This window comes from Kitasatospora sp. NPDC056731 (assembly GCF_040687675.1).
Lineage (GTDB): Bacteria > Actinomycetota > Actinomycetes > Streptomycetales > Streptomycetaceae > Kitasatospora.
The window spans coordinates 139,763-166,064 of sequence record NZ_JBFBNR010000010.1 but is presented as its reverse complement, the minus strand read 5'-3'; the positions used below and the strand labels follow the sequence as shown (position 1 = coordinate 166,064).

Below are 26,302 nucleotides of genomic sequence, written 5' to 3'. Positions count from 1 at the left end.
TTAGGAGAAGATCCTCAAGATGCGCGAACTCGGTCATCCACTCCTCTGCGGTCTGTGGCACACGGCCTATACGCCATCGCTTCTCTGCCATTGCTTCAGCGGTTGCGGCAGGGTTCGTGCCCGCTGGCAGACCACCGAGCTCTTCGTGACTCATAGAGAGACGCCTCCCCCAACTACTGCTCGTAGGCCTATGCCTGTCTTGTCTGTCGATACTGCTCGATCGGGATAGGTGCGACGTCGGTCCGCATGCGTGCGGTGTAGAGCAGGCCGTCGAGGTGATCGATCTCGTGGTGGATCAGGCGGGCGAGTCCGCGTTCGTAGGTGGTGGTGGCCACCTGGCCGTCCAGGGTGGTGGTCTCCACGGTGATCTGCAGCGGCCGGGGGACCAAGCCGCGAACGTCGAAGAACGACAGGCAGCCCTCGAACTGTTCGTCCGTCTCGTCGGAGCGGTCGGTGATCCGCGGGTTCAGCAGGACGATCGCCGGAGCATCCGGGGCAGCGGGCTGGACGATGGCGGCGGAGCGGCCGATGCCGATCTGTGGTGCTGCGATGCCCATTCCCTTGGCGAAGGGGTGGACCTGGCCGATGCGCTCCATCGCGGTGAACAGCTTCTCGACGACCTGCTCGGCGGCCTCGCGCTCGGCTGGCAGGTCGAATGCTCGGGCGGGCTCGGCGAGTACGGGCTCGCCCTCCTGGACGACGCCGAGGTCACGCATCTGCTCGCTGGGCCGCACCTGGATCACCTGAACTCCCCTTGGGTCGTTTCGCGTTCGGGTCGGGCCCGGAACCGCCATTCCAGACGGTACCGGGCGTGAAGGGCCGGCGTGGACGTGCTCCAGGAGAAGACGCGCATCCCGTCCTCCTCGCGCCGGATCGGGGCGGTCCGCAGCGGCGCCGCCTCGGCCGTCATGGACGTCTCCATGCCCCACACCGCTGGGTCGAGGTCGGCTGGGAAGGCGAGTTCGACTTCCAGGTGCTCGGTGGGCAGGCGGACCGCGCGCTGGAACCAGCGGCCCCACTTCTCCTCGCCGACCGAGTAGGCGTACTCGATCCAGACCTCCTCGCCCGGGTAGAGCGGGAAGCGGCCCTGCTCGTTCTCGAACAGGAGCCACACCTCCTTGAACGCGTCGCGGTCGTGCTTGGCCTGCCAGTTCATCGCCTCCCCGAGGCACGTCACGGTCAGTGCGAGCTCGTCCCAGGTCAGCGGGTGTTCGCGGTAGTGGGCGTTGGGGCGCTCAGGTTCTCTCCCCAACGAAGTCCCCTGGGATCCGCACCCGTTCTGACCTGTGGCTAAGGAGCCCGTCGGAGGCGACTGAGCGCCGGCGGACGGGCATGAATGAGACCAGCAAACCATCGGCCTCCCGCGGATGCAGTTGTTCCGCGCCTGCTGCGCTCGGCTTGAGGAGAGCTGGGGGCTGGCGAAGAGCAGTTCGAAGGCGCTTGCCATTCTTCGATGTCCGCGGCACGACTTGCGAGCGTCTCACCCGACGCTGATGTATCTTGCCTACAGCGCTGCTGCGGCAGCGTGCCTCGGTCATTCCGGTCCCGGCGCCGGAGTCGAGCAGTGGGCTCTTGAGAGTCTCCGCAGTTGTGAAGCCAGCAGTTAGAAGGACACTTCACCTGTCTTTCCTGTCGTCGCCGGGCGGCATGTGGAAAGGGCGAAGCATGTCCAAATCAGGCAACGTGAACCGGCTGGCGAAGAAGATCCGTGACAACACGTCACTCACCCTCGCCGCCTCGTTCCGATTGGCGCGGCAAGTAAACGTGCGCCCCGGGCCTCCGACTGCCGATGCCGCCGACCCGCGTCAGCGGCGCTTCGAAGCACACTTGGCCCACGTCCTGGCCGCCAGTTTCCAGGACCATCAGCTAAATGGCGCGCTACTCGGCGTGCGGGAAGCTGTGCCGAACGGGCAACGCCTAGACCTGCTTCTGGAACCAGCCATGGCGGAGGCGGTCATTTACGAGCTCCTGCCACGGTTCGACCACTCTTACGGTGGCATCCGTGGGGTTCCCGGGCTACGTGTGATGGGTGACGGAAGGAGGTGGACACTCCACGCGATCGGTCTAGGGCAAGTTGCTGCAGCACGGACTGACCGTGGCCCCATTCGTCTGCCGATTCCGCGCGACGGCGAGGTGGCCTTGTGGGGCAGGACGCCCGACGACCTCTCTCGCGATGAGAAGCGTGAGATCGAGTGGTGGGCTGATGCCAGAGGCGTCGATGACCTACACACCCGGGACCTACTGATGAGTCGACTCTTGCGACGTCCTGAACTGGTCAATAGGACATCGGAACCTCATGGATTCGCTAACTGCTACAACCACCACGCCGGTGACCTGGTGATCGAGTGGTGCTGTGGTGACACCGTGGAGGCGCTCTGTGCGACCCTCCTGGCCCACGGCTTCATCGACGGTGTACCGCGCGCCGACGCAGTGGAGTTGATCTCCCGGCATTCTGCCCGTCTCGGCGATGCCACGGTCATCCTGAATCGTCACGCCTCGTGCTTGTACGGCGACGACGCCCAGACCATCGCTGAGCACATCAAGAAGGGCTACGAGTCATGAGCCCATCCACAGTGGCACTCGTGCTACCCGCGTGCGTACTTGCTGGGGCCTTGGTGCGCCATTTCCGGGACATGATGGTGCTACGACAGCTGAAACGACTCCTGGAGGGCTGCGACCCGCAACAGCGAGCCGAAGTCTGTGTGATCCTCGCGGAGTCGCTGCACGCTGGGCGGCAGACCGGGGTGCAGCGCGAGGTACGAGCGGACGAGCCACAAGATCTGGGACGGGTTTCAGGAGAGCGGTGAAGACGGCCTCGCGGTCGTCCAACCCATGCCTTGCCTTCGCGCTCCCAGACGCGTTGACATCTCGCTCGCGCTCGGCCTGCGATAGGGCGAGGTCCTTCGCTACGCCCAGGTGCCGATTGCCACCGGCTCGGGCTGCAGCGCGATGCCGGTAGCGATCTCGACTTGGGCCGAGAGTTCAGTGAGAGCCTGGGCGAAGCCTGTTGCGGTCGCTCCGTCGTGGGCGGTGAGGGTGAGGGTGCGGCGTTCCGAGCAGCGGACGCCGTCTGCGACCTTGTGGCCGGGGCGGTAGCCGGTGTGCTCCAGCAGCCAGCCGGCGCTGGCCCGCAGCTGCCCGCCGCTGTCGGTGTGGACCGGGCAGCCGACAGCCGACCAGCGGCTGGCTTGGGCGGCGGTGACGGGCGGGTTGAGGAAGACCGATCCGGCCTGGCGGGCATCGGGGCCGTGGGGGTCGAGAAGGAGTCCACGGCGGTGACGGTTGGCGAGCACGGCGGCGGCCACCTCGGCCACGGGCGGTCGGGCGCCGACGTGGACGCCGAGTTCGTCGGCGAGCGGCTGGTAGGTGATCGGGGCAGCCGGTGAGCGGGTGAGGTGGAACGTTGCCGTGAGGATGGTCCAGCGGCCCGGGTCGGTCTTGAAACGGCTGTCGCGGTGGCGGAGGCGGCATGCCTGGGCTGGCAGGGTCCGTAGGCGGCCCATGTCCCAGTCCCAGGTGGTGAGGTGGTCGAGAGTGTCGGAGACCTGCTGGCCGTAGGCTCCGGCGTTCTGGACAGGGGCGGCGCCGACAGTGCCGGGTATGCCGGCCAGACACTCGATCCCGGCGAGGTCTTCGGCTGCGGCCCACTGGACGAGGTCGGCGAGCGGGTGGCCGGCCTGGACGGTCGCGGCCACTGTGTCGTCGTCCACCCGCTTCACGGTGATGCCCCGGGTGTTCATCACGGCGACGGTGCCCTCGTGGCCGGTGTCGGAGGCGATGACATTGCTGCCGTGGCCGAGGGTGAGGGGCGCGTCCTCCTGCCGGTCGCCGATCGTACGGACCAGTTCGAACCAGTCGTCGGGGTCGGCGACCCGCAGGACGTAGCTGGCCGGGCCACCGAGCCGCAGGGTGGTGAGGGACACGAGCGTGGTGCTGGGCACGGGTGGCCCTCCTAGGGTTCGTCGGTGATCGCCTTCAGGGCGAGGGTCCGCAGCGGGGCGAGGCGGGTGCGGTTGTCCTGGTGGTGGTAGACGGCGTTGGTGCAGATGGCCAGGTAGCGGCCGGTGGCCGGGGCGAGGTAGAGGCTGGTCCCGGTGAAGCCGTGGTGGTAGGCGACCCGGCCATCGTCGTCGAGGATCCAGGCCAGCCCCCGGTTGAGGCCCGGCTCGATCGCGGCCTGCGGCTGCATGCTGTGGGTGAGCCAGCGGCCCAGGGGAGCGCCAGCGGCGTGCGGGGTCAGCAGGTGGGTGGCGAAGGTAGCGAGGTCGGCCGGGGTGGTGAACACCCCGGCGTGGCCAGCGACTCCGCCGAGCAGGGCGGCGTTGTCGTCGTGCGGCATGCCCCACAGTCGGGGCCCGCCGGTTAGCCGCTGCTCGGTCGGGGCGACCCGAGCGGAGCGGGGCACCGGTCCGTAGGTCGTGTTCGGCATGCCGAGGTGCTGCCAGAGTTCGGCCGCCAGCTCGTCCAGGCGCTGGCAGCGGTAGTGGGCCAGGGCCAGGCCGAGGAGGATGAATCCGCGGTTGATGTAGCGGTGACCGGCTCCGGGGTCGGCGATCAGCGGCTCTCCGCAGATCAGTTCGGCCAGCGGCTCGGCGCGGTGCCGGTACTGGTCGAGGCGAGTGTCGGCCCGCAGGCCGGAGGTGTGGGCCAGGACCTGGCGAACCGTCACCTGGCCGCCGGGCGCCTCGGCCGGGATGCCGGTCAGCAGTTCGCGGATCGGGGTGTCCAGGGTGAAACCATCCATGAGGGACGTGCCGACCAGTGGCCAGGTGGCCAGGACCTTGGTCAGCGAGGCTACGTCGTACACCGTGTCCGGCCCCGGCCGGGCGTCGCCGCACTCGGGGGCGACGACGCCGGAGGCCAGGTACCCGGGCTCGGTGTCGAAGGTGCCGTGGGCGATGACACCACCGGGGACCGTGCCGTCGACGGTCATCAGGTCCAGGCACTCGTGCAGGTCGGCGAGCGCGTTCGGCTTCCACGGCACGGTGTTGGTCACGGCTACTCCTGGTCGATCGTCAGGTGGGCACCGAGCACGGCCAACTTCGGCAGCAGGCTGCCGTATCCGCGCCGCAGGTGATACATCCCTCGGATCGTAGAGGTGCCCTCGGCGGCGAGGGCGGCGATCACGAGAGCGGTCACCGCCCGGATGTCCTCCCCGGCCACGCCGACGCCGGTGAGGGCGGAGCGGCCCCGGACGGTGATGACCGAGCCGGTCGCGTTGACGGCGGCGCCGAACGTGGCCAAGGCCTGCAGGTGGGTGTCGTGCTGGGTGTAGATCCGCTCGTCAATGCGGGAGGTGCCCTCGGACTGGGTGAGGAAGGCGGCCAGCTGCGGCTGCACGTCGGTCGGGAACCCCGGGTGCGGGCCGGTGGCCATCTGCACCGGCCGAGGCCCGGCCGGGGTGCTGACGGCCGTGCCGCCGTCCAGCGGGTCGAGCTGGATGCCGGCGTCGGCGAACACCGACACCAGCCCGTCCGGGAACGCGGCCGGCGGGAAGCCGTCCAGGTGGACGGTGCCGCCGGTGATAGCGGCGGCCAGCGCGAGGGTGGCGGCCTCCAGCCGGTCCGGCGGCACGGTGAACACCCCGCCCCGGATGCGGTCGGTGCCAGTGACGTTCAGGGCTGTCCTGCCCCGTCACTCGATGCCGACGCCGGCCTGCGAGAGCAGGGCGGCGGTGTAGGTGACTTCCGGCTCCACACTGGGGTTGAGGATCGAGGAGGTGCCCGGGGTGCGGGAGGTCGAGCCGTTCGACATCGAGGAGGTCCAGGCGCTCATGGACACGGCGCGCAAGCGCCGCAACTCCGCCCGCTGGATCTTCGCGCTCGCCCTCGGCCTGCGTCAGGGCGAGGTGCTCGGGCTCCAGTGGAAGGACGTCGACTTCACCCGAGGCGTCGCCTGGGTCAAGCGCGGCCGGCTGCGGCCCAAGTACCGACACTGCTGCGGCGACCGCTGCGGGCGCAAGCCCGGCTTCTGCCCGCAGAAGGAGCCGATCCGCCGCGAGACCAAGGACACCAAGTGCCGGGCCGGGCGACGCGCGGTGCCGCTGCCCGAGCAGCTCGTCGTGATCCTCCGGCACCACAAGGAGGAGCAGGACCGCGGGCGGGCCCTCGCACGCGAAAGGGCTACGTCTTCACCTCGGAGACCGGCGAGCCGCTCAACCCCAGCACCGACTACCACCACTGGAAGCGGCTCCTGCGGGAGGCCGGTATCCGTGACGGCCGCCTCCACGACGCCCGCCACACCGCTTCGACTGTCCTTCTCCTGCTCGGCGTGCCGGAGCGGATCGTGATGGCGATCATGGGCTGTCCTCGACCGCGATGGCCCAGCGCTACCAGCACGTCACCGAGCCGATGCTGAACGACGTCGGCAAGAAGATCGGCGCGGCGCTGTGGGGTGGGGTCGGGCTTGCGCCCAAGGACCTCGACGAAGGCGCTGCCTAGCCTGAACGGGGGCGGCTTGATGCCAGCTGGATGTTCCGCCTGTGTGAAGGCGGAGTATCCAGCGATCGACAGGTTCAGCTGGCCAGGTTGTCTCCGCAACGTGGGTGGCTGTCACGCCGGGGCAAGGATGTCTCGTGCTTCGTCGACCACCAGCTGCAAGTGTCGGCGGAGCATGCGGAGCTGCTTGGAGTGAGAGTGCTTGGCATGTGGCAGCACGGTGCCAGTCAGAACTCGGAAGCTGCGCGTTGCCTCTGAGCCGATGCGCATGAGTTCGTACGCCTCAGCCACCTCTGGGATGTACTTGAGCCGATACACGTGGCCGTGAGGGTCATAGCTGTAGACGGCGTCCGTCTCCTTCATCTCCGGCAACGCTTCCCGTAGAACGCTCAGGCCGTGACGTACTTGGTAGGTGGTGAGGCTGGTGACCTCTATGATCTCGCCGAAGGTCAGCCCGCGTTTGCCGGCCATCTGCAGTGCATCAAAGACGCTCCGAGCCAAGAAGTCGGGGCGGTAGTGCGCGGTCATCGTCGATCTCTCCTTCGCCCCCGCAGGCCCGGGGGTTGTCGCACCGCGCGCAATCCTGCTCCCCGCCCAGCCCAAATTCGATCTTGTTCTATCTTCTTCGTCTACCCAAGGGCGCGTCCGTCACGCCCCTCCTTCAAGCAATCGCTCGAGGGCCTTGTCCATGTCGGTCTGGCCGGTCTCCAAGACATGTTCGGTCCAGTCGACGGCAGCCCTCACGCGGGTGAGCCCTTCACGGATCGCCTCCTTGGACTCTTCCGATAGCTCTCTCAGGTGTAGCCCCGGCAGGGTCTTACCGATTCCGCTGGCGAACTCAGCGCAGAGACCAAGGACGGTCAGGACTTCCTGGCGCTCGTTGATCCTCTGAACCTCGGGGCGACGCCTCGTCTCCTCGCGTGCTTCGCGGATCGGGGTCGTCTGAGCGCGGTTGAACTGCTCGCGCACGTGTGGCTTCGCGGCAACCTTCCTAGCCACAGTCGGTCGGCGGGTGATGACCCGTTCGACTACCTCGACCGCCACCTCTTCGTCAGCGAGCATGTCTTCAACCTGCTGCAACCGCTCCTCGATGGTTTCCGGGGTCTGGACTCTTCTGCCGAGTACCCGATGGGCGCCATCACAGGTCCAGCGATGTTCGCCTGTCCGCCGGTAGACCGGTGGGTCCTTGATTAGCTCGAACCGGTCCGGGTGGTAGGCCAGGATGGAGTGTACGGTCCAGCAGACGTCCTTGACGCGCTGCTTCTTGGGCCAAGCGCCCGCGATGAGCCGGTATTCCTCGAACATCTCTCGTTCGAGTCCTACCTCCTCGGCGTATGTCGCCAGGAGCTTGTATGCCTTCGATGGCGCGCGCCTGCCAGTCGGGGGGAGCGGGACCATCTCTAGCCCAATGTCCCCCAGCGCGAATTGGCTGGAGCCCTCGGAGGCGACAAGACGCTGACCGCGGTGGACCAGTTCGTTCCACTCGGTTGCGCGGTAGTCGGTGGTGGGGCTCGTAGTCGTAGCCATAGGGGCCTCCCAGGCAACACCCGTCCGATATGGGAATCCTATGCCGGTATGTACGGAACGTGCCGCTCGGCAGCCATGGGAGTGGGGCGCTGGATGGCGCTGTGCTGCCGACCTCGTAGATCGTGGGGCGACTGTCGACGTAGGTGCTCTCGACGGCCACACAGAGTTATGGATGCGTCGTTGCCGTGTTTTGGTCGGGTGCAGCGCAACACCCCTCCGCCGACTCCTTGGTATGCCGATGCCGATGCCGAGCGCTCGGCGAGGCCCCAAAGCGCAACTGAGACCAAAACTGAGACCACGGAACGACGAAGGCCCGGACCGTTGGAACGGTCCGGGCCTTCTGCCGGCGGAGGATACGAGATTCGAACTCGTGAGGGGTTGCCCCCAACACGCTTTCCAAGCGTGCGCCCTAGGCCTCTAGGCGAATCCTCCGTGGGAGAGCTTAGTACATGTTCGGGGGTGGTCGCGACCAGCAATCCCGTAGGCGGGAGGGTGGGGTTGCCTGTGGATCGTGGGGGCTCGGATCCGGTAGTGTGGGGGTCAGCCCCTCGTGTGGCGTTATCTCTCTGAACCCCCCCAGGGCCGGAAGGCAGCAAGGGTAAGAGGGCTCTGGCGGGTGCACGGGGGGTCTTTGCGTTCCCGGGCGGTCGCCGGGGGCGCCGGGGGACGGTGGTGAGGCGAGGGGCGACGCGTTTGTCGGCGCGTCCCGATATCGTCGGGGGTGTGTCCCTAGCCCTGTACCGCCGCTACCGTCCCGAGACCTTCGCGGAGGTCATCGGGCAGGAGCACGTGACCGCTCCGCTTCAGCAGGCCCTGCGTAACAACAGGGTCAACCACGCGTACCTGTTCAGCGGGCCGCGCGGCTGCGGGAAGACGACGAGTGCGCGCATCCTGGCCCGCTGTCTGAACTGTGAGCAGGGGCCGACGCCGACGCCCTGCGGAGAGTGCCAGTCCTGTCGCGACCTCGCGACCGGCGGGCCCGGCTCGATCGACGTGATCGAGATCGACGCGGCCTCGCACGGTGGTGTGGACGACGCGCGCGAGCTGCGGGAGCGGGCGTTCTTCGCGCCGGTCCACAGCCGCTACAAGATCTTCATCCTGGACGAGGCGCACATGGTGACCTCGGCCGGGTTCAACGCGCTGCTCAAGGTGGTCGAGGAGCCTCCGGAGCACCTCAAGTTCATCTTCGCGACCACGGAGCCGGAGAAGGTGATCGGGACGATCCGGTCCCGGACGCACCACTACCCGTTCCGGCTGGTCCCGCCGGGCACGCTGCGCGACTACCTGGTGGAGGTCTGCGGCCGGGAGGGCATCCAGGTCGAGGACTCGGTGTTCCCGCTGGTGGTCCGGGCCGGGGCCGGGTCGGTGCGTGACTCGATGTCGGTCATGGACCAGCTGCTGGCCGGCGCCGCCGAGGGCGGCGTGACGTACCAGATGGCGACCTCGCTGCTCGGGTACACCGACTCGGCGCTGCTCGACGAGGTGGTGGACGCCTTCGGCGCGCACGACGGGGCGACGGTGTTCCAGGTGATCGACCGGGTGGTCGAGGGCGGGCACGATCCGCGCCGCTTCGTCGCCGACCTGCTGGAGCGGCTGCGTGACCTGGTGATCCTGGCCACCGTGCCGGAGGCGGGGGAGAAGGGGCTGATCGACGCCCCGGCGGACCGGGTCGCGATCATGCAGGCGCAGGCGGACGCGTTCGGTTCGGCGGAGCTGAGCCGGGCGGCGGACATCGTCAACACCGGGCTGACCGAGATGCGCGGCAACGCGGCGCCGAGGCTGCAGCTGGAGCTGATCTGCGCCCGGGTGATGCTGCCGGGTGCGTACAGCGACGAGCTGTCGTTGCAGGCGCGGCTGGACAAGCTGGAGCGCCGGGCGGCGGCGGGCGGGTTCGCCGCGCCGATGGCGGTGGGGGTGCCGGTGGCGGCGCCCATGGCCGCGCCCGTTCCGGCGACGGCGACGGTGGCGGTGCCGGTAGCGGAGACCGCCCCGGTGCAGGCCGCGCCGGTCGCGGCGGCCCCTGCGGCAGCCCCTGCACCGGCCGCACCGATCGCACCGGCAGCCCCCGCGGCGCCCGCCGGGCCCGCGCCGGGTGCCTGGCCGATCCCGCGCAGCTTCCCGCCGGCGGGCGGGGCCCCGGCCGCGGCCCCCGCTTCGCAGCCGCCGGCCCAGGCCGCCGAGGCCGTGGAGGCCACCCCGGCCCCGGTGTCCGCCCCCGCCCCCGCTCCTGCCCCCGCGGCGCCCGCGCCCGCCCCGGCCGGGCAGCCCGCCGGGCCGGCGTCGGCCGCCGCGCAGCAGGGCGCGGCGCAGGTCCGGCAGCTGTGGCCGCAGATTCTGGAGGCGGTGAAGAACCGCCGCCGCTTCACCTGGATCCTGCTCAGCCAGAACGGCCAGGTGGCCGGGTTCGACGGCAGCGTGCTCCAGGTGTCCTTCATCAACGCGGGCGCCCGGGACAGCTTCGTCGGCAGCAACAGCGACGACGTGCTGCGCCAGGCGCTGACGGACGCGCTGGGTGTGGACTGGCGGATCGAGTGCATCGTCGACCCGTCCGGGGGCGGTTCCCTCGGCGGCGGTACGGCCGTCGGCGGCGGTGGTCTGGGCGGTGCCGCCCCGAGCGGTGGCGGTTGGGGGGCCCCGGCCCGTCCGGCGGCCGCCGCGCCGCCGGCTCCGGCTCCGGTGCCCGCGCCGGTCCGGTCGCAGCCGTCTCCGCAGGTGCAGGCCGCCCCGGCGCCCGCGCCGGTCCAGGCCCCGCCGCCGGTGGCCGCGCCGCCGGCCCGTCCGGTGCGCGCGGTGGCGCCGGAGGACGACGTCCCGGAGGAGGACGACCCGGACCTCAACGAGGAGGCGTTCTCCGGTCAGGAGCTGATCATCCGGGAGCTGGGCGCGACGGTTCTGGAGGAGATCCACCACCGCGGCAACTGAGCGACGGCCCGCCCCGGCAGCACGTAGGCTCGGCCGTGACGACGCGAGCGGGACTGCAAGCGGACGTGACCGCAGGCAGGACGGCGACGCAGGACAGCAAGCACGAAGCGAGGAGTGAGCCGTGTTCCCCGGTGGTGGCCAGCCCAACATGCAGCAGCTGCTGAAGCAGGCGCAGAAGATGCAGCAGGATCTCGCGCAGGCGCAGCAGGAGCTGGCGGAGACGAAGGTGAGCGGTTCGGCGGGCGGTGGCCTGGTCGAGGCCACGGTGACCGGTGCCGGTGAGCTGGTGGCGCTGACCATCGCCCCGGCGGCCGTCGACCCGGAGGACACCGAGACCCTGGCCGACCTGGTCCTGGCGGCCGTGCGGGACGCCAACCAGTCGGCGCAGAAGATGCAGGCCGAGCGCATGGGCCCGCTGACCCAGGGCCTGGGTGGGGGCATCCCCGGTCTGCCGTTCTGACCTGGGGGAGCCTCTGGACAGGGGTTCCGACCAGGCAGGTCTGAGGTCCTGAAGTTCTGAAGTTCAGACAACGGACCCATGTGATTTATGTGGGAGTCGGGCGTCGGGCGGTGTGTCCGACGCCCGATTCGTTGGATGATGGCACCGGAGCACCACCGACCATCCGAGGGAAGGCGCGACGTTGTACGAGGGCGTGGTTCAGGACCTGATCGACGAACTGGGCAGGCTGCCCGGCGTCGGGCCCAAGAGCGCCCAGCGGATCGCCTTCCACATCCTGCAGTCCGACCCGACCGACGTGCGCCGTCTCGCGCACGCGCTGCTGGAGGTCAAGGACAAGGTCCGCTTCTGCGCGGTCTGCGGCAACGTCGCAGAGGCCGAGCAGTGCCGGGTCTGCCTGGACCCGCGCCGCGACCTCGGCGTCATCTGCGTGGTCGAGGAGTCCAAGGACGTCGTCGCCATCGAGCGCACCCGCGAGTTCCGCGGCCGCTACCACGTGCTGGGCGGCGCGATCAGCCCCATCGAGGGCGTCGGCCCGGACGACCTGCGGATCCGCGAGCTGCTGGCGCGCCTCGCGGACGGCACGGTCACCGAGCTGATCCTGGCCACCGACCCCAACCTGGAGGGGGAGGCGACCGCCACCTATCTGGCCCGGCTCTGCAAGCCGATGGGCCTGAGGGTGACCCGGCTGGCGAGCGGCCTGCCCGTCGGCGGGGATCTGGAGTACGCGGACGAGGTCACCCTCGGTCGTGCCTTCGAAGGGAGACGACTGCTCGATGTCTGACCGGACGCTCAACCAGCAGCCCCACACGCCCCACCAGCCGTCCCACGGGCAGGCCCACCAGCCGGCCCCCGGACAGCCGCACGGGGAGCCGCAGAGCCACCCCCCGCACATCCATGCGCACGGTTCGGAGCCGGACGACTTCGCCGTGCAGATCGCCGACTCGGTGGAGAGCTTCGTGCTCGCCGTCACCGAGGTCGCCAAGGGCGACGAGCCGGGCAGCGCGGTCTCGCTGCTGCTCCTGGAGGTCTCGCAGCTGCTGCTGGCCGGTGGCCGGCTGGGCGCCATCGAGGACGTCGTCCCGGAGGACCGCTTCGAGCCCGACGCCGGGCCGGAGCCGGACGGCGAGCAGCTGCGCGAGCGGCTGGCCGAGCTGCTCGCGCCGATCGACGTCTACCACGAGGTCTTCGACCCGTACGGTCCGCCGGAGAAGCCGAACGCCTTCCGGATCTCGGACGACCTGGCCGGCGTGGTCGGCGAGCTGCAGCACGGGCTGACCCACTACCGCGAGGGCCGGGTCAGCGAGGCGCTGTGGTGGTGGCAGTTCTCGTACCTCTCCAACTGGGGCACGACCTGCACGGCGGTGCTGAGGGCGCTGCAGTCGCTGATCGCGCACGTCCGGCTGGACAGTCCGATCGGCGCGGTGCCGGACGGCGCCGACACCGACGACGACGGGCTCACCGACGAGCAGCTGGAGCAGCAGGCCGGCGACCTGATGGCGGCCGAGCTGGGCCTCGGGCGGTAGCACCGCCCTCCGGTGCCCGTGCCCTTCCGGCACGTCCGTGCGATTCCGGCACGCCCGAACGTCGCCCCGGCGCGCGCCGGTTTTCGGTGCGCCCCCGGCGGTCATCGGCTGATTGTGACGAATGCCTCAGCATTCCGCGCGGAAAAGAAATCCCGACGGATCGCCGTCCGTTGATCCGCCGATTCTTCGGGGCGGTGGCGAATTGCCCGCAGACCTGCCGGTGGTGCCGCCCGTTTCGCCGACCACCTGCTGAAACGGGCGTCTCATCATATGGAAAGCGCCGGTTGTGGCACCCCTGCTCGGTAGACTGGCGCCGACCGCACAGCCCCTTTTCCCCGGGGGTGCGGGGGCCTGGTGCCCCCGGAAGACGACACAAGTCGAGGAGCGCACGTGGGCCTTGTCGTGCAGAAGTACGGCGGCTCATCCGTTGCGGATGCCGAAGGCATCAAGCGCGTTGCCCGCCGAATCGTTGACGCCAAGAAGGCCGGCCATGAGGTCGTCGTCGTGGTGTCCGCAATGGGCGACACGACGGACGAGCTCATCGAACTCGCGGAGCAGGTGTCACCGCTTCCTGCCGGCCGTGAGTTCGACATGCTGCTGACCGCTGGAGAGCGCATCTCCATGGCGCTGCTGGCCATGGCGATCAAATCGCTGGGGCACGAGGCGCAGTCCTTCACGGGCAGCCAGGCCGGCGTCATCACCGACTCCGTCCACAACAAGGCACGCATCATCGACGTGACGCCTGGTCGCATCCGCACCGCCCTGGACGAGGGCAACATCGCGATCGTGGCCGGCTTCCAGGGCGTGTCGCAGACCAGCAAGGACATCACCACGCTGGGCCGCGGCGGCTCGGACACCACCGCCGTCGCCCTCGCCGCCGCGCTCAAGGCCGAGGTCTGCGAGATCTACACCGACGTGGACGGCGTGTTCACCGCCGACCCGCGCGTGGTGGCGAAGGCCCGCAAGATCGACTGGATCGCGTACGAGGACATGCTGGAGCTGGCGTCGTCCGGCTCCAAGGTGCTGCTCGACCGCTGCGTGGAGTACGCCCGGCGCTACAACATCCCGATTCACGTACGCTCGTCCTTCTCGGGTCTTCCCGGGACGATCGTCAGCAACGAGAACCCGCACAAGCCCGAAGGGGGCGAGATGGAGCAGGCCATCATCTCCGGAGTCGCCCACGACACGTCTGAGGCCAAGGTCACGGTCGTCGGCGTGCCCGACAAGCCGGGCGAGGCGGCCCGCATCTTCCGCGCCATCGCGGACGCCGAGGTCAACATCGACATGGTGGTGCAGAACGTCTCCGCCGCGTCGACCGGGCTGACCGACATCTCCTTCACCCTGCCCAAGGCGGAGGGCCAGAAGGCCATCGACGCGCTCGGCCGGGTCAAGGAGGGCATCGGCTACGAGTCGCTGCGCTACGACGACGCGATCGGCAAGATCTCCCTGGTCGGCGCGGGCATGCGCTCCAACCCGGGCGTCACCGCCGCCTTCTTCGAGGCGTTGTCCGCCGCGGGCGTCAACATCGAGCTGATCTCCACCTCGGAGATCCGCATCTCGGTCGTCACCCGCGCCGAGGACGTGCCGGAGGCCGTCCGCGCCGTGCACAGCGCCTTCGGACTGGACAGCGAGACGGACGAGGCCGTCGTCTACGGAGGCACCGGGCGATGACCCGGCGGCCGAACCTCGCCGTCGTCGGCGCCACCGGCGCGGTCGGCGAGGTGCTGCTCGGCCTGCTCTCCCTGCGCCAGGACGTCTGGGGCGAGATCCGACTCGTCGCCTCCCCGCGTTCGGCCGGCCGCAAGCCGGTCGTGCGCGGGGTGCCGGTCGAGGTCGTCCCGCTGGCCGAGGAGGCCTTCGAGGGGATCGACGTCGCCGTGTTCGCCGTCCCCGACGAGGTCTCCGCCCAGTGGGCGCCGATCGCGGCCGCCAAGGGCGTCGTGGTGGTCGACGACTCCGCCGCCTTCCGTACCGCCGAGGACGTGCCGCTGGTCGTCCCCGAGGTCAACGCGGCCGCGCTGCGGCTGCGCGCCCGCGGCATCGTCGCCAGCCCGGCCAGCACCACCCTCGCGATGATCGCGGCCCTCGGCGCCCTGCACGCCGAGTACGGGCTCGCCCAACTCGTCGTCGCCTCCTACCAGGCCGCCTCCGGCGAAGGCCGGATCGGCGAGGCGGCGCTGCGCGAGCAGACCGCCCTGGTGGCCGGCACCGAGGTCGGCCGACAGGCCGGCGACCTGCGCGCGGTGATCGCCGACCACGGGCCGTTCGCCGCCCCGCTCGCGCTCAACGCGGTGCCCTGGACCGGCTCCCTGGTGGACGGCGGCTGGTCCTCCGAGGAGGTCGGCATCCGCGCCGAGGCCCGCAAGATCCTCGGCCTGCCCGCCCTCAAGGTCTCCGCGACCTGCGTCCGCATCCCGGTCGTCCGCACCCACGCGCTGGCCGTGCACGCGCTCTTCGAACGCGAGGTCACCCAGGAGCACGCGCAGCAGATCCTCCGCGACGCCCCCGGGGTCGTGCTGTACGACGACCCGGCGGCCGGCGAGTTCCCCACGCCGAACGACGTGGTCGGGACGGACCCGGTCTGGGTCGGGCGGGTGCGCCGGGCCCTCGACGAGCCGGCCGCGCTCGACCTCTTCCTCTGCGGCGACAACCTGCGCAAGGGCGCGGCGCTCAACCTGCTGCAGATCGCGGAACTGGTGGCCGGTGAGCTGACGGTGACACAGGAAGACGCACCGGAAGAGGCGTAGCAGGAAGCACAGGGGGAGGCCCGGGAAGAGGCCTGGCAGGAGGCCCGGGAAGAGACCCTGGAAGGCCTGGAGCCGCCCGCTCCCGGGCCCGTCCGGCCCCCGATCCGGGGAGGGCGTGTCCGCTCCTCGACACAATCTGTCCGGAATCCCGATGGAATCCCCTGGAGGCCTCTTCCGCCGATGCGGAAGAATGGCCCCCGGGCTGGGCAACCATGACAGGGGATCGAGTGTCCAACGGGCGTGGCGAACGTGATGGTGGGAGCAGGGGCGGGCATCCCGGCGAGATCCGTGGTGGCCTTCCCCTCGCGCGCCCCGTGGCCGGCGAGTAGGCCGGAAGACGACCAGATGACCGCGGTCGCACCCGGTGCGGCGGGCTCCGGTGCCGGTACCGACGCGGGTACCAGCGAGGACCTGCTCACCGAGACCTACCAGGCCCACTACGGCTCCCTGCTGCGGCTCGCCGCGCTGCTCCTGGACGACCTCTCGACCTGCGAGGACGTCGTCCAGGAGGCGTTCATCCGGGTGCACGCCGCCCGGCGCCGGGTCCGCGAGCCCGAGAAGACCCTGGCCTACCTGCGGCAGACCGTCGTCAACCTGTCCCGCTCGACCCTGCGCCGACGGATCCTCGGCCTGCGCCTGCTGCCCAAGCCCATGCCTGACATGGCCAGTGCAGAAGAAGGCGCTTACGATGCGCTGGAGCGCGACCAGTTGAAGGCCGCGCTGCGTGGTCTGCAACGCCGTCAGCGGGAGGTTCTGGTGCTGCGTTACTTCGTGGACATGACGGAGGCGCAGGTCGCCGAGACCCTCGGCATCTCGCTCGGATCGGTGAAGGCCTACGGCTCGCGCGGACTCGCCGCCCTGCGCACCCAGATGGAGGCCGGACATGGCTGACGGCGCCGGGCGGCGGCCCTCGGGCGGTGAGGGCGACGGGCTCTCCGCCGAGGAACGCAGCGTCCGCGACCTGATGCGCAGCGCCGTCGCCGGCATCCAGCCCGAACCCGGCGGCCTGCCGCGGATCCGGTACGCCGTACCCCGCCGCCGGGCCGCCCGGCGCGGAGCCTGGACCGGCGCCGCCGCCCTCGCCGTCGCCGTCGCCGTCGCCCTGCCCGCCCTGCACGACGGGGAGCACCTCGGCCTGTCCGGCGGCCCCGGCTCGGCCGACGCCAGCAGCCCGGCCGCCGCAGCCCCGACCGGCACCAGGACCGGCGGCGCCCCCGGCACCGGCACACCTTCGCGGCCCGGCCCCAGCGGCACCGGCGACACCGCGTCGCCCTCCGGCACCCCCACCGCCTCACCCAGCCCCGGCGCCAGCACCACCCGCGCCGACGGCACCACCGCCCCGCCCGCCCCCGCCACCAGCACCGGCGACAGCCCGATCACCCCGCTCTGCACCCGGGCCGACCTCGGCCAGGGCGGCGCACAGATCGGCCCGGCCGACGCCGACGGCCGGATCCACGGCTCGTTCACCGTGTACAACGTCTCCGGCCGCAGCTGCCGGCTCGGCGGCCCCGGCGCCGTCGCCGTCACGGCGGTGAGCGGCACCGACCGCAGCCGCGTGCGCACCGCCGACCACGCCGCCGGCGACCCGGCCGGCGACCTGCCCGCGATGGACACGGAGCCCCCCGTCCTCGCCCCGCAGGCCGGCTACCGGGTGCCGTTCGCCTGGGTCCCCGACCGGACCTGCCCCACCCCCGGCGCCAGCACCGCCAGCACCGGGCCCACCAGCCAGGGCGGCGCCAACCCGGCCGTCGGCGCCTCCCAGGCCCCCGCCGCCGCCACCGGTGCCGCCCCGGCGGCCTCGGACGCCTCGGCGGCCCCCAGCACCAACCCCCAGGCCAGCTCGTCCCCCAGCGCCGGGCCCACCAACGCCCCCAGCTCCACCCCCACCCCGACCGGCAGCCCCACCACCGCGCGGGCCACCGCCACCATCGCCCACACCCCCGCCCCCGGCAGCCCTGCCGTTGCCACCGCCACCTTCGCCGTGGCCTGCGGCGGCACCCTCTACCGCGGTGGCGTCCAGGCGGTGGGCGCACCGGCGCCGCAGCCGTCGGACACGCCCCCGGCGGGCTGACGGGCTTCGCGCTCCGGCACCGGTCCGGCGGGCGGTCGGGGTCGGGCGGTCGGGGTCGGACGGGCGACCAGCCGGGCCGTCGTGGCCGATGGCGGACCCCTATGGCGGACCCCTGCGGCCGGGACGGGTGTGAGGAGTGGTTACCGTGGGGGTGTGTACCGGTTCCTCCTGACTCCGCGCTGGCTCGGCGGCACCGCGCTGGCCGTCGCGGCCGTGGCGGTGTGCGTCTGGCTGGGCTCCTGGCAGCTCGGCCGGTTCGAGGACCGGTTCTCGTCGCACCAGGAGACCAAGCAGACCGTCACCGCTTCGAGTGATGTGCGGCCGATCGACGACCTGCTCAACCAGGCCACCCCGCAGGTGACCACCGAGACCGTCGGCAAGCCCGTCACCGTGACCGGCAGCTACGACGCGGAGCACCAGCTCCTCGTCCCGAACCGGGTGGTCGACGGCAAGCAGGGCTACTACGTGCTCACCCCGCTGCGCACTGCCGACGGCCGGTTCGCCGCCGTGGTCCGCGGCTGGGCGCCCGGTGCGCCCGCCGAGGGCGCGTCCGTGGCCGCGCCGCCGCCTCCCGGCCAGGTGACCGTCACCGGGCGACTGCAGGCCGGTGAGTCCAGTGGCAGCAACGGCGCCGTGGCCGGCGGTCTGCCGGCCGGTCAGCTCGGCACGGTCAACCGGGCGGCGCTGCTCAACGCGCTCGCGTACGACGGCTGGTACGACGGCTGGGTGGCCGCCGACGCGGTGCCGGCCGGGCTGACCCCGGTGCCGACGGTCCAGCCGCAGGGCGGCGACGGGCTCACCCTGCGGGCCTTCCAGAACCTCGGCTACACCCTGGAGTGGTTCGTCTTCGGGGGCTTCGTCATCTTCATGTGGTTCCGCCTGGTGCGCCGCGAGGGGGAGGCGGAGCAGGACCGGGCCCTCGGACTGGACCCGGTCCTGGACTGACCTCCGCGGTTCGGCGCGCCTGCTCGGCCGGTCCCCGCTCGGCCGGCCCGCCTCAGCGGGTTGGCTTGCCGGGAGCGGACGGGGCGGACGGCAGGGCCGGGGTGACCGGTGCGGTCGTCGGCTTCCCGGGTGCCGTCGGGGAGGACGGCACCGGCGTCGGCGACCCGGTGAACGCCGGCTCGTCGTGGCACCGGCCGTGGCCGCCGCTCACGTCGTCGTTCGAGTCGTAATGGTCGATGTGGTGGTGCACGGTGCGCCCGGTCTTCGTCCCCTTGGAGCCGGAGCCCTTCGAGCCGGACGAGCCCTTCGACCCGCTGGATCCCTTGGCGAGCTGGACCGCGTCCTCGCCCGCCGCAGGCGCGTACGCCGCTCGGGCGACGGCGGCCCCCGGCCCAGCCGTGTTCGGCCCCGCCGCGCTCGCGCGCGTCGCGGTGGCGGCCGGTGCGGTTGGTGCGGCCGTGGTCGGCGTGGGGCCGGCCGGGGGCGGGCAGGCGGCCTCGGCGCCGTGCCCGCCCGAGCAGCCGGTGAGCACCAGGGCCCCGGCCACCGCCACTCCCGCGAGCGTCAGCAGACGCCTCACACCGTCTCCCCGTCGCCGGCCTCGGCCGCGGTCCCGGCCTCGGCCTGCGACGCCGCGGCAAGGTGCCGTCGGACGAAGTCGATCTCCAGCCGCAGCTGCTTGATCCGCTCCTCCACCACCAGCGACCCGTGCCCGGCGTCGTACCGGTAGACCTCGTGCGGCTTGCCCGACTGCTCCAGCCGCTCGACGTAGTTCTCGATCTGCCGGATCGGGCAGCGCGGGTCGTTGACCCCGGCGCTGATGTAGACCGGCACCCGCACCTGCTCGACGTAGCTGAGCGGCGAGGAGGCGGTGAAGCGCTCCGGGACCTCCTCCGGGGTGCCGCCGAAGAGGGTGCGGTCCAGCGACTTGAGCGCCTCCATCTCGTCGGCGTACGCGGTGTGGTAGTCCGCGACGGGCACGGCGGCGACGCCCAGCGTCCAGCTGTCCGGCTGGACGCCGATGCCCAGCAGGGTCAGGTAGCCGCCCCAGCTGCCGCCGGTGAGCACCAGCCGGCGCGGGTCGGCGAGGCCGCCGGCGACCGCCCACTCCCGGACGGCCGCGATGTCCTCCAGCTCGATCAGGCCGACCCGCTCGTGCAGGGCGTCGGTCCAGGCCTGGCCGTAGCCGGTGGAGCCGCGGTAGTTGACCCGGACCACCGCGAAGCCGTGGTCCAGCCAGGCGGCCGGGCCGGCGGCGAAGGAGTCGCTGTCGTGGTGGGTGGGGCCGCCGTGGATCTCGAACACGGTCGGGAAGGGGCCCTCGCCCGCCCCGGTCGGACGCTGCACCAGGGCGTGCACCCGCCCGCCGGGCCCGTTCACCCAGACGTCCTCGACCGGGACGGAGCCGGGCGGCACCGCGCCGGGCGCCCGCAGCACGACCGTCCCGGCGGTGGAGCGGACGGCGGAGGGCTCGGCGGCGGAGGACCACAGGTACTCGACGGTGCCGTCCGGACGGGCGGTGGCGCCGCCGACGGTGCCGCGCGGGGTGTCCAGCCGGGTCAGTCGACCGTCGGCGAGTGTGTACGAGAACAGTTCGCTGCGCGCCTCGTACTCGTGCTCGACGAGCAGCGCCTCGGCGCCGGGGCACCACTGCGCGGAGACGTCGCCGGGCAGCTCGCTCCCCTGCTCGTCGCGCAGCGGCAGCGCGGTCTCGGCGCCGGTGACGACGTCCCAGATCATCGGCTCCCAGCGGCCGGTGCGCTGGTGGGCCACCAGCAGCCGGGTGTCGCCGTCGACCGGGGCGAAGCCGAGGCAGGCGACGCCGCGCGGCTCGTCCCGGCCGGTCACCTCGTCGAGTTCGGCGACGGTTTCGACGGTTTCGGCGGGCTTGCTCGTCGTGCCGCTCGTGCCGTCGGAGAGGCGGACGATCCGGATCGCGGAGTGCATCGCGTCGCCGTGCTCGGTGTGGTCGATGGCGAGCAGCGTGCCGTCGTAGCTGAGGTCGCCGACGCCGCCGTACTCCGCGTGCCGGTAGATCTCGACGGCCTCGGCCGCTCCGGGGCGGCGCAGGTGCAGGGTGGTGCCGTCCTCGTCGGTGGAACGTCCGACGACCACCGTGCCGTCGCGGCCGAGCGCCAGGCCGGCCGAGTAGGAGGGGGCGAGGCCGGGCACGGCCTCCTCGTCGGGGGTGCCGGCGCTGCGGTCCGCGGGCCCGCCGGCGAAGGGCTGGCGGCGCCAGACGCCGAACTCGTCGCCGTCGTGGTCGTCGAACCACCACACCCAGGAGCCGTCGGGGGACAGCTCGGCGTCGGTGGTGCCGTTCGGCCGGTCGGTGACCTGCCGGTGGGTGCCGGTGACCCGGTCCCAGGCGTAGACCTCGTAGGTGCCGGTCGCGTTGGACACGTACAGCGCCCGGTCGGGGGCGTCCTCGGCCCAGTCGGGGAGTGACACCCGTGCTGCCCTGAACCGCTGCTCCCACGCCGGTACGGCGCTCTTCTCCTCGCTCATCCGACCATCCAACCCGATCGGGGGGACAGAACGGAACGGGCGGGGGACGGAACGGGGCGGGCGGGTGGCCGCAGCTCACCCGCCCGCCCCACTCGCCCCGTCCCTCCCGCCCGTTCCCGGGAGCCCGTCCGCTGCTGTGAGCCCGCTCGTTCCTGTGAGTCCGTCCGCTCCCTCGCGCCCGCTCGGTCCCGCTAGCCCTTCCGCGGCAGCAGCCGGACCAGGCCCACCAGCACCAGCTCCAGCACCGCCAGCGCCGTCACGCTGCGGCCGAACGCGGCCGCCGGGTCGCCCCCGCCGTAGTAGAGCAGGCCGATCAGCGCGATGCCCAGCGCCCCGCCGACCTGCTGCACGGTGGCCAGCACCCCGGCGGCCGAGCCGACCAGCTGGGGCTCGACCCCGGCCAGCACCACGGAGGTCACCGGGGCGATCACCAGGCCCATCCCCAGGCCGTCCACGAACAGCCCCGGCGTCAGCCACCACACGCTCCCGCCCGGCGCGCCGTACACCGCGAGGGCGAGCAGACCCAGCCCGACGGCCATCAGCAGCCCGCCGACGCCGATCGTCCGGGCCCCGCCGAGCCGGGCGGCGACGCGGTGGGTGGCGTTGGAGGTGAGCAGGTAGCCGAGGCCGATCGCCGTGAACACCAGCCCGGCGCCGAGCGCGTCCAGGCCGCGGCCCAGTTGGAGGTACAGGGCGAGCACCAGGAAGAAGGACGCCTGGCCGAGCCAGAAGGCGAGCTGGGCGAGCAGACCGGCGCCGAAGGCCCTGGTCCGGAACAGCCGGGTGTCGACCAGCGGTGCGGCGGAGCCGGGGCCGGAGCCGGAGCCGGAGCCGGGGGCGGTGGCGGTGGCGCGGGTCCGGGTGCGGTGCTGATGCACCACGAAGCCGGCCAGCAGGGCGACCGCGCCGCCCAGGCAGAGCCAGGTCCACAGCGGCCAGCCCTGTGCGGGGCCCTGGATCAGCGGCAGCACCAGAGCGGTCAGCGCGGTGGTGACCAGCAGCACGCCCACCGGGTCCAGGCCCGGCCGTTGCGGGGCGCGCGACTCCGGCAGGCAGCGGCGGACCAGGGCCAGGGCGGCCAGGCCGATCGGCAGGTTGATCAGGAAGCAGCTGCGCCAGCCGAGGCCGAAGAGGTCCGCCCGGATCAGCAGCCCGCCGATCAACTGGCCGAACACCGCGCCGACGCCCATGGTCAGCCCGTACCGGGCGAAGGCCCGCGCCTGCGCCGCGCCGCTGAACGCCGTCCGCAGGATCGCCAGCACCTGCGGGCCCATCAGCGCCGCCGCCAGGCCCTGCACCACCCGGGCGCCGACCAGTGCGGCGGCGGTGGGGGCGAGGCCGCAGCCCGCGGAGGCGAGGGTGAACAGGGCCAGGCCGAGCCCGAACACCCGGCGCCGGCCGTACCGGTCGCCGAGCCGGCCGGCGGTGACCAGGCCGGCGGCGAGGGCCAGGCTGAATCCGGCGATCACCCACTGGACGGCGGCCGGTCCGGCGCCCAGGTCGGCCTGGACGGACGGGACGGCGACGTTGACGACGAAGAAGTCGAGGGCGGTCATGAAGGTGGCGGTCAGGACGACCGCCAGCAGGCCGCGCGGGGCGCCGGCCGCCGCCTCGACCTCCGGCGCGGTGGTGCTCGCGGTGGTGCTCGCAGTGTTGCTCGCGGCGCCGGGCGCATTGTCGGTTGCATTGCCGGTCGCGGTCGATGGGCGGGCGGTCAGGGCGGAGCTCATCTCGGCTTCTCCTCAGTGGGGTTGGAGGGAGTGGGTCGGGGGCGGTGGGGGTCGCCCCCGACCCGTCCGGCCTGCCGTCAGGCGCCCGGGACGCGGTCCAGGAAGCCGTACACCGAGCCGATCCGCCCGTCCGGCGAGGCCACCAGGACGTCGAAGCCGATCACCACCGGCTCGGCGCCGGCCGGCCCGAGGTTCCAGGTGAACCGGGCGATGTCGTGGTGCGCGTCCACCGCTCCGAGGGTGAACTCCAGTCCGGGGAACTGGGCCTGGGCCGCGCCGATCAGCGCGTCGATCGCGTCCCGGCCGGCGACGGCGGCCAGCGGGTCGGTGTACCGGCCGTCCGCGGCCCACACCTCGTCGATCAGCTTGCGGCGGGCGGCCGGGTCGGTCTCGTTCCAGACCGCGAGGTAGCGCTCGGCGAGCTGCTGGAGGGCGGTGGCGGTGATCTCGGTCATGGTCTTCTCCCGTGTCCCGGTGGGTGGTTGAGCGGCTCGTTCCCGCTGCTCACCAAGGTAGGGACGGGCCGGCGCGGGCGAATCAGTCACGTATCGGCATGGGGGTACGTAGCATCCGGCGGGGGTACGTAGGTGTGCTCGGCGGGCCCGCCCGCACCTGCGGCCGGGAGGGCCTCGGTAGGGTCGGGGGCATGCTGTACGGGAGGGAACACGAACAGTCCGTCGTGGCGGGACTGTTGGACGCGGCAAGCGAAGGCCGCAGCGGGGTGCTGCTGCTCCGGGGCGAGCCCGGGATCGGCAAGACCGCGCTGCTGGACCACGCCGTCGGACGGGCGGGCGAGGCGTTCCGGGTGATCAGGGCGGCAGGCGTCGAGTACGAGGCGGAACTGCCCTTCGCCGGGCTGAGCCTGCTGCTCGCACCCGGCCTCGACCGGCTGCACGCCCTGCCCGGGCCGCAACGGCGCGCCCTGGAGGCGGCGTTCGGGCTCGCCGAGGAACGCGCCCCGGCCGACCGGCTGCTGGTCGGGCTCGCCACCCTCGGACTGCTCGCCGAACTCGCCACCGAACAGCCCCTGTTGTGCATCGTCGACGACGCACAGTGGCTGGACGACGCCTCCCTCGACGCCCTGCTGCTGGCCGCCCGCCGACTCCAGGCCGAAGGAGTCGCCCTGCTGCTCGCCGCCCGCACCGGCGGCGCCGCACCGGAACTCCCGACCACGGGCTTCCCCGAGCTCCGACTGACCGGCCTGCCCGAGCCCGACGCCGCCCGGCTCCTGGACCACCGGGCCGGCCCCGACCTGCCCGCCGCCGTCCGCGAGCGGCTGCTCGTCGAGGCGGCCGGCAACCCGCTCGCCCTCACCGAACTCCCCATCGCCACCGGGGCACAGGCGAACACCCCCGGCTCGTCGGCACCCGCGCCCGGCGGCCTGCCGCTCACCAGTCGGCTGCTGATCGCCTTCCACGGCCAGGTCACCGGCCTGCCCCCGGCCACCCAGACCCTCCTGCTGGTCGCCGCCGCCGAGGAGACCGGCGAACTCGACGTCGTCCTGCCCGCCGCGGCCGCCCTCGGCGTCCCCGCCGAACACCTCGGCCCCGCCGAGGAATCGGGCCTGGCGAGCGTCACCCCCGACCGCCGGATCGCCTTCCGCCACCCGCTCCTGCGTACCGCCATCCTGCAACGCGCCCCGCACCACCAGCGACTGACGATCCATCAGGCCATCGCCGGAGTGCTGCCGGACGGCGACCGCCGCACCTGGCACCAGGCCCACGCCGCCACCGCCCCCGACGCCGCCCTCGCCGACGCGCTGGAACGCACCGCCGTCCGCGCCGAGGCCCGCGGCGCCCACGGCGGCGCCGCCGCCGCGTACGAGCGGGCCGCCCGGCTCACCCCGGACCGCGACGCCGCCACCCGCCGCCTCGTCCTGGCCGCCGAAGCCGCCACCGAAGAAGGGAAGTTGGCGCAGGCCGAGACACTCGCCGACGAGGCCGGGGCCCGCACCGACAACCCCCTGGCACACGCCCTGCTCGACCAGGTCCGGGCCACCGCGCACTTCTGGCGCGGCTCCTACCCGACCGCCTACCGGCTGCTGCTCGACGCCGCCGGCACCGCCATCGAGGCGCCGCACGCCGCCCGGATGCTGTTCCAGGCCTTCCACACCGCCTGGTACGCGGGCGAGGAACCGGTGATCGCCGTCCTCGACCGGCTGGCCGCGCTACCGCTCGCCGACGACGACCCGCTCACCCCGCTCGCCCGCCACCTGCCCGCCGCCGTACTCCCCGCCCTCGGCCGGCCCGCACCGCAGCCCCCCGCCGCCCGCGACACCGCCGCGGCAGCCCGCAAGGCCGGCGCCGAAACCCCCGTCGACCTCGTCCAACTCTGCGGCGCCACCCTCATCCTCGGCCGCGACGACGAAACCGCCGAACTCGGCGGCGAACTCGTCGCCGAAGCCCGCGCCAAGGGCACCATCGGCGTGATGCCCACCCTCCAGTTCTTCCTCGCCGAGGCCGAACTCTTCCACGGCCGCCACCGCGACGCCGAAGTCACCGCCACCGAAGCCCTCGCCCTCGCCCGCGACACCGGCCAGCACCAGTGGACCAGCCAACTCACCGCGCTCCTCGCCTACCTGGCCGCCCTCGACGGTGACACCGACCGCTGCACCCGGCTCACCGCCGAATCCCTCGCCACCACCGGCCCGCAGACCGCCGCCCCCGCCGCCGGCCGCCCCTGGGCCCACTGGGCACTGGCCCTGCTCGACCTCGGCCACGGCCGCGCCGGCGACGCCGCCGACCGGCTGCACACCCTCACCACCGGCCCCCACCGGCACCACGTCAGCGCCACCCGGGCCGTCCCCGACCTGGTCGAAGCCGCCGTCCGGTTCGGCACCCCCGAACGCTCCGCCGAACCCTACGAACGCTTCGCCCGCTGGAGCGCCGCCGCCGACCGCCCCTGGACCAAAGCGCTCCGGCTCCGCTGCCAGGCCCTGCTCGGCCCCGACGAACTCGCCGAACCGGCCTACCGCGCCGCCCTCGACCTCCACGAAGGCACCCACCGCCCCTTCGAGCAGGCCCGCACCGCCCTCCTCTACGGCGAATGGCTGCGCCGCTCCCGCCGCCGCACCGACGCCCGCCCCCACCTGCGCGCCGCCCTCGAAACCTTCGAACGCCTCGCCGCCCACCCCTGGGCCGCCCGCGCCCGCACCGAACTCACCGCCACCGGCACCCCGGCCCCCACCACCAGCCCCACCGGCACCCCCGACTCCCCCCTCACCCCCCAGGAACTCCAGATCGCCCGCCTGGCCGCCCAAGGCCTCACCAACCGCGAGATCGCCGCCCAACTCTTCCTCAGCCCCCGCACCATCGCCCACCACCTCTACAAGGCGTACCCCAAACTCCACATCACCTCCCGCACCGACCTCCCCACCACCCTCTGACACCCCCACCCACACCAAAGGGCCCTCCCGAACACCTCCGGCAGGAC

25 protein-coding genes, 1 tRNA gene, 1 other RNA gene and 1 pseudogene are annotated in these 26,302 nt (G+C 72.3%); 15 read left to right on the top strand and 13 right to left on the bottom strand.

Annotation, left to right across the window (positions count from 1 at the left end):
• Positions 1 to 188 precede the first annotated feature (188 nt).
• Together AB0R04_RS13115 and AB0R04_RS13110 are read right to left on the bottom strand one after the other, a co-directional pair.
• On the bottom strand, positions 189 to 743 hold the full coding sequence (locus tag AB0R04_RS13115) for a peptide deformylase (RefSeq protein WP_363370584.1): 555 nt from the start codon (positions 741 to 743) through the stop codon (positions 189 to 191).
• Positions 740 to 1,252 (bottom strand): hypothetical protein, encoded by a 513-nt coding sequence (locus tag AB0R04_RS13110; RefSeq protein WP_363370582.1) that lies wholly within the window; start codon positions 1,250 to 1,252, stop codon positions 740 to 742. The genes AB0R04_RS13115 and AB0R04_RS13110 overlap by 4 nt, the downstream gene beginning before the upstream one ends.
• Positions 1,253 to 1,665: 413 nt before the next feature.
• On the opposite strand from AB0R04_RS13110, the gene AB0R04_RS13105 reads away from it, so the two are divergent.
• Positions 1,666 to 2,562: a hypothetical protein gene (locus AB0R04_RS13105; RefSeq protein ID WP_363370580.1), complete on the top strand. Its 897-nt coding sequence runs from the start codon at positions 1,666 to 1,668 to the stop codon at positions 2,560 to 2,562.
• Between the two features lie 344 nt (positions 2,563 to 2,906).
• On the opposite strand, the gene AB0R04_RS13100 is transcribed toward AB0R04_RS13105, so the two are convergent.
• Genes AB0R04_RS13100 through AB0R04_RS13085 form a run of 4 tightly spaced genes read right to left on the bottom strand, consistent with a single transcriptional unit; the run spans position 2,907 to position 5,775 of the window.
• Positions 2,907 to 3,941, bottom strand: coding sequence for a UDP-N-acetylmuramate dehydrogenase (locus AB0R04_RS13100; RefSeq protein WP_363370578.1), 1,035 nt, complete (start codon positions 3,939 to 3,941; stop codon positions 2,907 to 2,909).
• 11 nt (positions 3,942 to 3,952) lie between these two features.
• Positions 3,953 to 4,996: a serine hydrolase domain-containing protein gene (locus AB0R04_RS13095; protein ID WP_363370576.1), complete on the bottom strand. Its 1,044-nt coding sequence runs from the start codon at positions 4,994 to 4,996 to the stop codon at positions 3,953 to 3,955.
• A 2-nt stretch (positions 4,997 to 4,998) separates the two neighbouring features.
• Complete coding sequence (locus AB0R04_RS13090) at positions 4,999 to 5,619, bottom strand: hypothetical protein (RefSeq protein WP_363370699.1); 621 nt, start codon at positions 5,617 to 5,619, stop codon at positions 4,999 to 5,001.
• A gap of 15 nt (positions 5,620 to 5,634) precedes the next feature.
• Positions 5,635 to 5,775, bottom strand: coding sequence for a hypothetical protein (locus tag AB0R04_RS13085; RefSeq protein ID WP_363370574.1), 141 nt, complete (start codon positions 5,773 to 5,775; stop codon positions 5,635 to 5,637).
• On the opposite strand from AB0R04_RS13085, the pseudogene AB0R04_RS13080 reads away from it, so the two are divergent.
• The 3 genes and pseudogenes from AB0R04_RS13080 to AB0R04_RS13070 form a co-directional block, all read left to right on the top strand.
• Positions 5,774 to 5,875: pseudogene (locus tag AB0R04_RS13080) on the top strand (hypothetical protein); the annotation flags it as partial. The gene AB0R04_RS13085 and the pseudogene AB0R04_RS13080 sit on opposite strands and share 2 nt — an antisense overlap.
• On the top strand, positions 5,863 to 6,357 hold the full coding sequence (locus AB0R04_RS13075) for a tyrosine-type recombinase/integrase (protein ID WP_363370697.1): 495 nt from the start codon (positions 5,863 to 5,865) through the stop codon (positions 6,355 to 6,357). The pseudogene AB0R04_RS13080 and the gene AB0R04_RS13075, both read left to right, overlap by 13 nt.
• Positions 6,318 to 6,440, top strand: coding sequence for a hypothetical protein (locus AB0R04_RS13070; RefSeq protein ID WP_363370572.1), 123 nt, complete (start codon positions 6,318 to 6,320; stop codon positions 6,438 to 6,440). Before AB0R04_RS13075 ends, AB0R04_RS13070 begins: the two co-directional genes overlap by 40 nt.
• 111 nt (positions 6,441 to 6,551) lie before the next feature.
• On the opposite strand, the gene AB0R04_RS13065 is transcribed toward AB0R04_RS13070, so the two are convergent.
• The 3 genes from AB0R04_RS13065 to AB0R04_RS13055 all read right to left on the bottom strand — a co-directional run bounded on the left by AB0R04_RS13065 (position 6,552) and on the right by AB0R04_RS13055 (position 8,396).
• A complete protein-coding gene (locus AB0R04_RS13065) occupies positions 6,552 to 6,965 on the bottom strand; it encodes a hypothetical protein (RefSeq protein WP_363370570.1) in 414 nt (137 codons plus the stop codon).
• A 120-nt stretch (positions 6,966 to 7,085) separates the two neighbouring features.
• Positions 7,086 to 7,964 carry a DUF6192 family protein gene (locus tag AB0R04_RS13060; protein WP_363370568.1) on the bottom strand — a complete coding sequence of 293 codons (879 nt, stop codon included), beginning with the start codon at positions 7,962 to 7,964 and terminating at the stop codon, positions 7,086 to 7,088.
• 347 nt (positions 7,965 to 8,311) lie between these two features.
• Positions 8,312 to 8,396: transfer RNA gene (locus tag AB0R04_RS13055), tRNA-Ser, on the bottom strand.
• A gap of 110 nt (positions 8,397 to 8,506) precedes the next feature.
• On the opposite strand from AB0R04_RS13055, the gene ffs reads away from it, so the two are divergent.
• From ffs to AB0R04_RS13005, 10 genes are all read left to right on the top strand, one after another.
• Positions 8,507 to 8,597, top strand: an RNA gene (gene ffs / locus AB0R04_RS13050) — signal recognition particle sRNA small type.
• Between the two features lie 90 nt (positions 8,598 to 8,687).
• Positions 8,688 to 10,886 (top strand): DNA polymerase III subunit gamma and tau, encoded by a 2,199-nt coding sequence (locus AB0R04_RS13045; RefSeq protein WP_363370567.1) that lies wholly within the window; start codon positions 8,688 to 8,690, stop codon positions 10,884 to 10,886.
• Between the two features lie 121 nt (positions 10,887 to 11,007).
• Positions 11,008 to 11,346 carry a YbaB/EbfC family nucleoid-associated protein gene (locus AB0R04_RS13040; protein ID WP_063348649.1) on the top strand — a complete coding sequence of 113 codons (339 nt, stop codon included), beginning with the start codon at positions 11,008 to 11,010 and terminating at the stop codon, positions 11,344 to 11,346.
• A 181-nt stretch (positions 11,347 to 11,527) separates the two neighbouring features.
• A complete protein-coding gene (gene recR / locus AB0R04_RS13035; protein ID WP_063348650.1) occupies positions 11,528 to 12,127 on the top strand; it encodes a recombination mediator RecR in 600 nt (199 codons plus the stop codon).
• Positions 12,120 to 12,869, top strand: coding sequence for a DUF5063 domain-containing protein (locus AB0R04_RS13030; RefSeq protein ID WP_244293422.1), 750 nt, complete (start codon positions 12,120 to 12,122; stop codon positions 12,867 to 12,869). Before recR ends, AB0R04_RS13030 begins: the two co-directional genes overlap by 8 nt.
• Before the next feature lie 390 nt (positions 12,870 to 13,259).
• A complete protein-coding gene (locus AB0R04_RS13025; protein ID WP_063348651.1) occupies positions 13,260 to 14,540 on the top strand; it encodes an aspartate kinase in 1,281 nt (426 codons plus the stop codon).
• Positions 14,537 to 15,616, top strand: a complete 1,080-nt coding sequence (locus AB0R04_RS13020; protein WP_363370564.1) for an aspartate-semialdehyde dehydrogenase — start codon at positions 14,537 to 14,539, stop codon at positions 15,614 to 15,616. The genes AB0R04_RS13025 and AB0R04_RS13020 overlap by 4 nt, the downstream gene beginning before the upstream one ends.
• A gap of 345 nt (positions 15,617 to 15,961) precedes the next feature.
• Complete coding sequence (locus AB0R04_RS13015; protein WP_063348653.1) at positions 15,962 to 16,507, top strand: SigE family RNA polymerase sigma factor; 546 nt, start codon at positions 15,962 to 15,964, stop codon at positions 16,505 to 16,507.
• On the top strand, positions 16,500 to 17,687 hold the full coding sequence (locus AB0R04_RS13010; RefSeq protein ID WP_363370562.1) for a hypothetical protein: 1,188 nt from the start codon (positions 16,500 to 16,502) through the stop codon (positions 17,685 to 17,687). Before AB0R04_RS13015 ends, AB0R04_RS13010 begins: the two co-directional genes overlap by 8 nt.
• Before the next feature lie 153 nt (positions 17,688 to 17,840).
• Entirely contained in the window at positions 17,841 to 18,632 is a 792-nt protein-coding gene (locus AB0R04_RS13005) for an SURF1 family protein (RefSeq protein ID WP_363370560.1), read from the top strand.
• A 52-nt stretch (positions 18,633 to 18,684) separates the two neighbouring features.
• Here the strand turns inward: AB0R04_RS13005 and AB0R04_RS13000 are convergent, their stop codons facing one another.
• From AB0R04_RS13000 to AB0R04_RS12985, 4 genes are all read right to left on the bottom strand, one after another.
• The gene (locus AB0R04_RS13000) at positions 18,685 to 19,212 is read right to left on the bottom strand and encodes a hypothetical protein (protein ID WP_363370558.1); all 528 of its coding nucleotides are present in this window, start codon (positions 19,210 to 19,212) and stop codon (positions 18,685 to 18,687) included.
• Entirely contained in the window at positions 19,209 to 21,140 is a 1,932-nt protein-coding gene (locus tag AB0R04_RS12995; protein ID WP_363370556.1) for a prolyl oligopeptidase family serine peptidase, read from the bottom strand. Before AB0R04_RS12995 ends, AB0R04_RS13000 begins: the two co-directional genes overlap by 4 nt.
• Positions 21,141 to 21,331: 191 nt before the next feature.
• Complete coding sequence (locus tag AB0R04_RS12990; protein WP_363370554.1) at positions 21,332 to 22,870, bottom strand: MFS transporter; 1,539 nt, start codon at positions 22,868 to 22,870, stop codon at positions 21,332 to 21,334.
• Positions 22,871 to 22,947: 77 nt separating this feature from the next.
• On the bottom strand, positions 22,948 to 23,325 hold the full coding sequence (locus AB0R04_RS12985) for a nuclear transport factor 2 family protein (RefSeq protein ID WP_363370552.1): 378 nt from the start codon (positions 23,323 to 23,325) through the stop codon (positions 22,948 to 22,950).
• A 191-nt stretch (positions 23,326 to 23,516) separates the two neighbouring features.
• Here AB0R04_RS12985 and AB0R04_RS12980 point away from each other — a divergent pair, with 191 nt between their 5' ends.
• Positions 23,517 to 26,255, top strand: coding sequence for an AAA family ATPase (locus tag AB0R04_RS12980; RefSeq protein WP_363370551.1), 2,739 nt, complete (start codon positions 23,517 to 23,519; stop codon positions 26,253 to 26,255).
• The last annotated feature ends 47 nt before the right edge of the window (positions 26,256 to 26,302 follow it).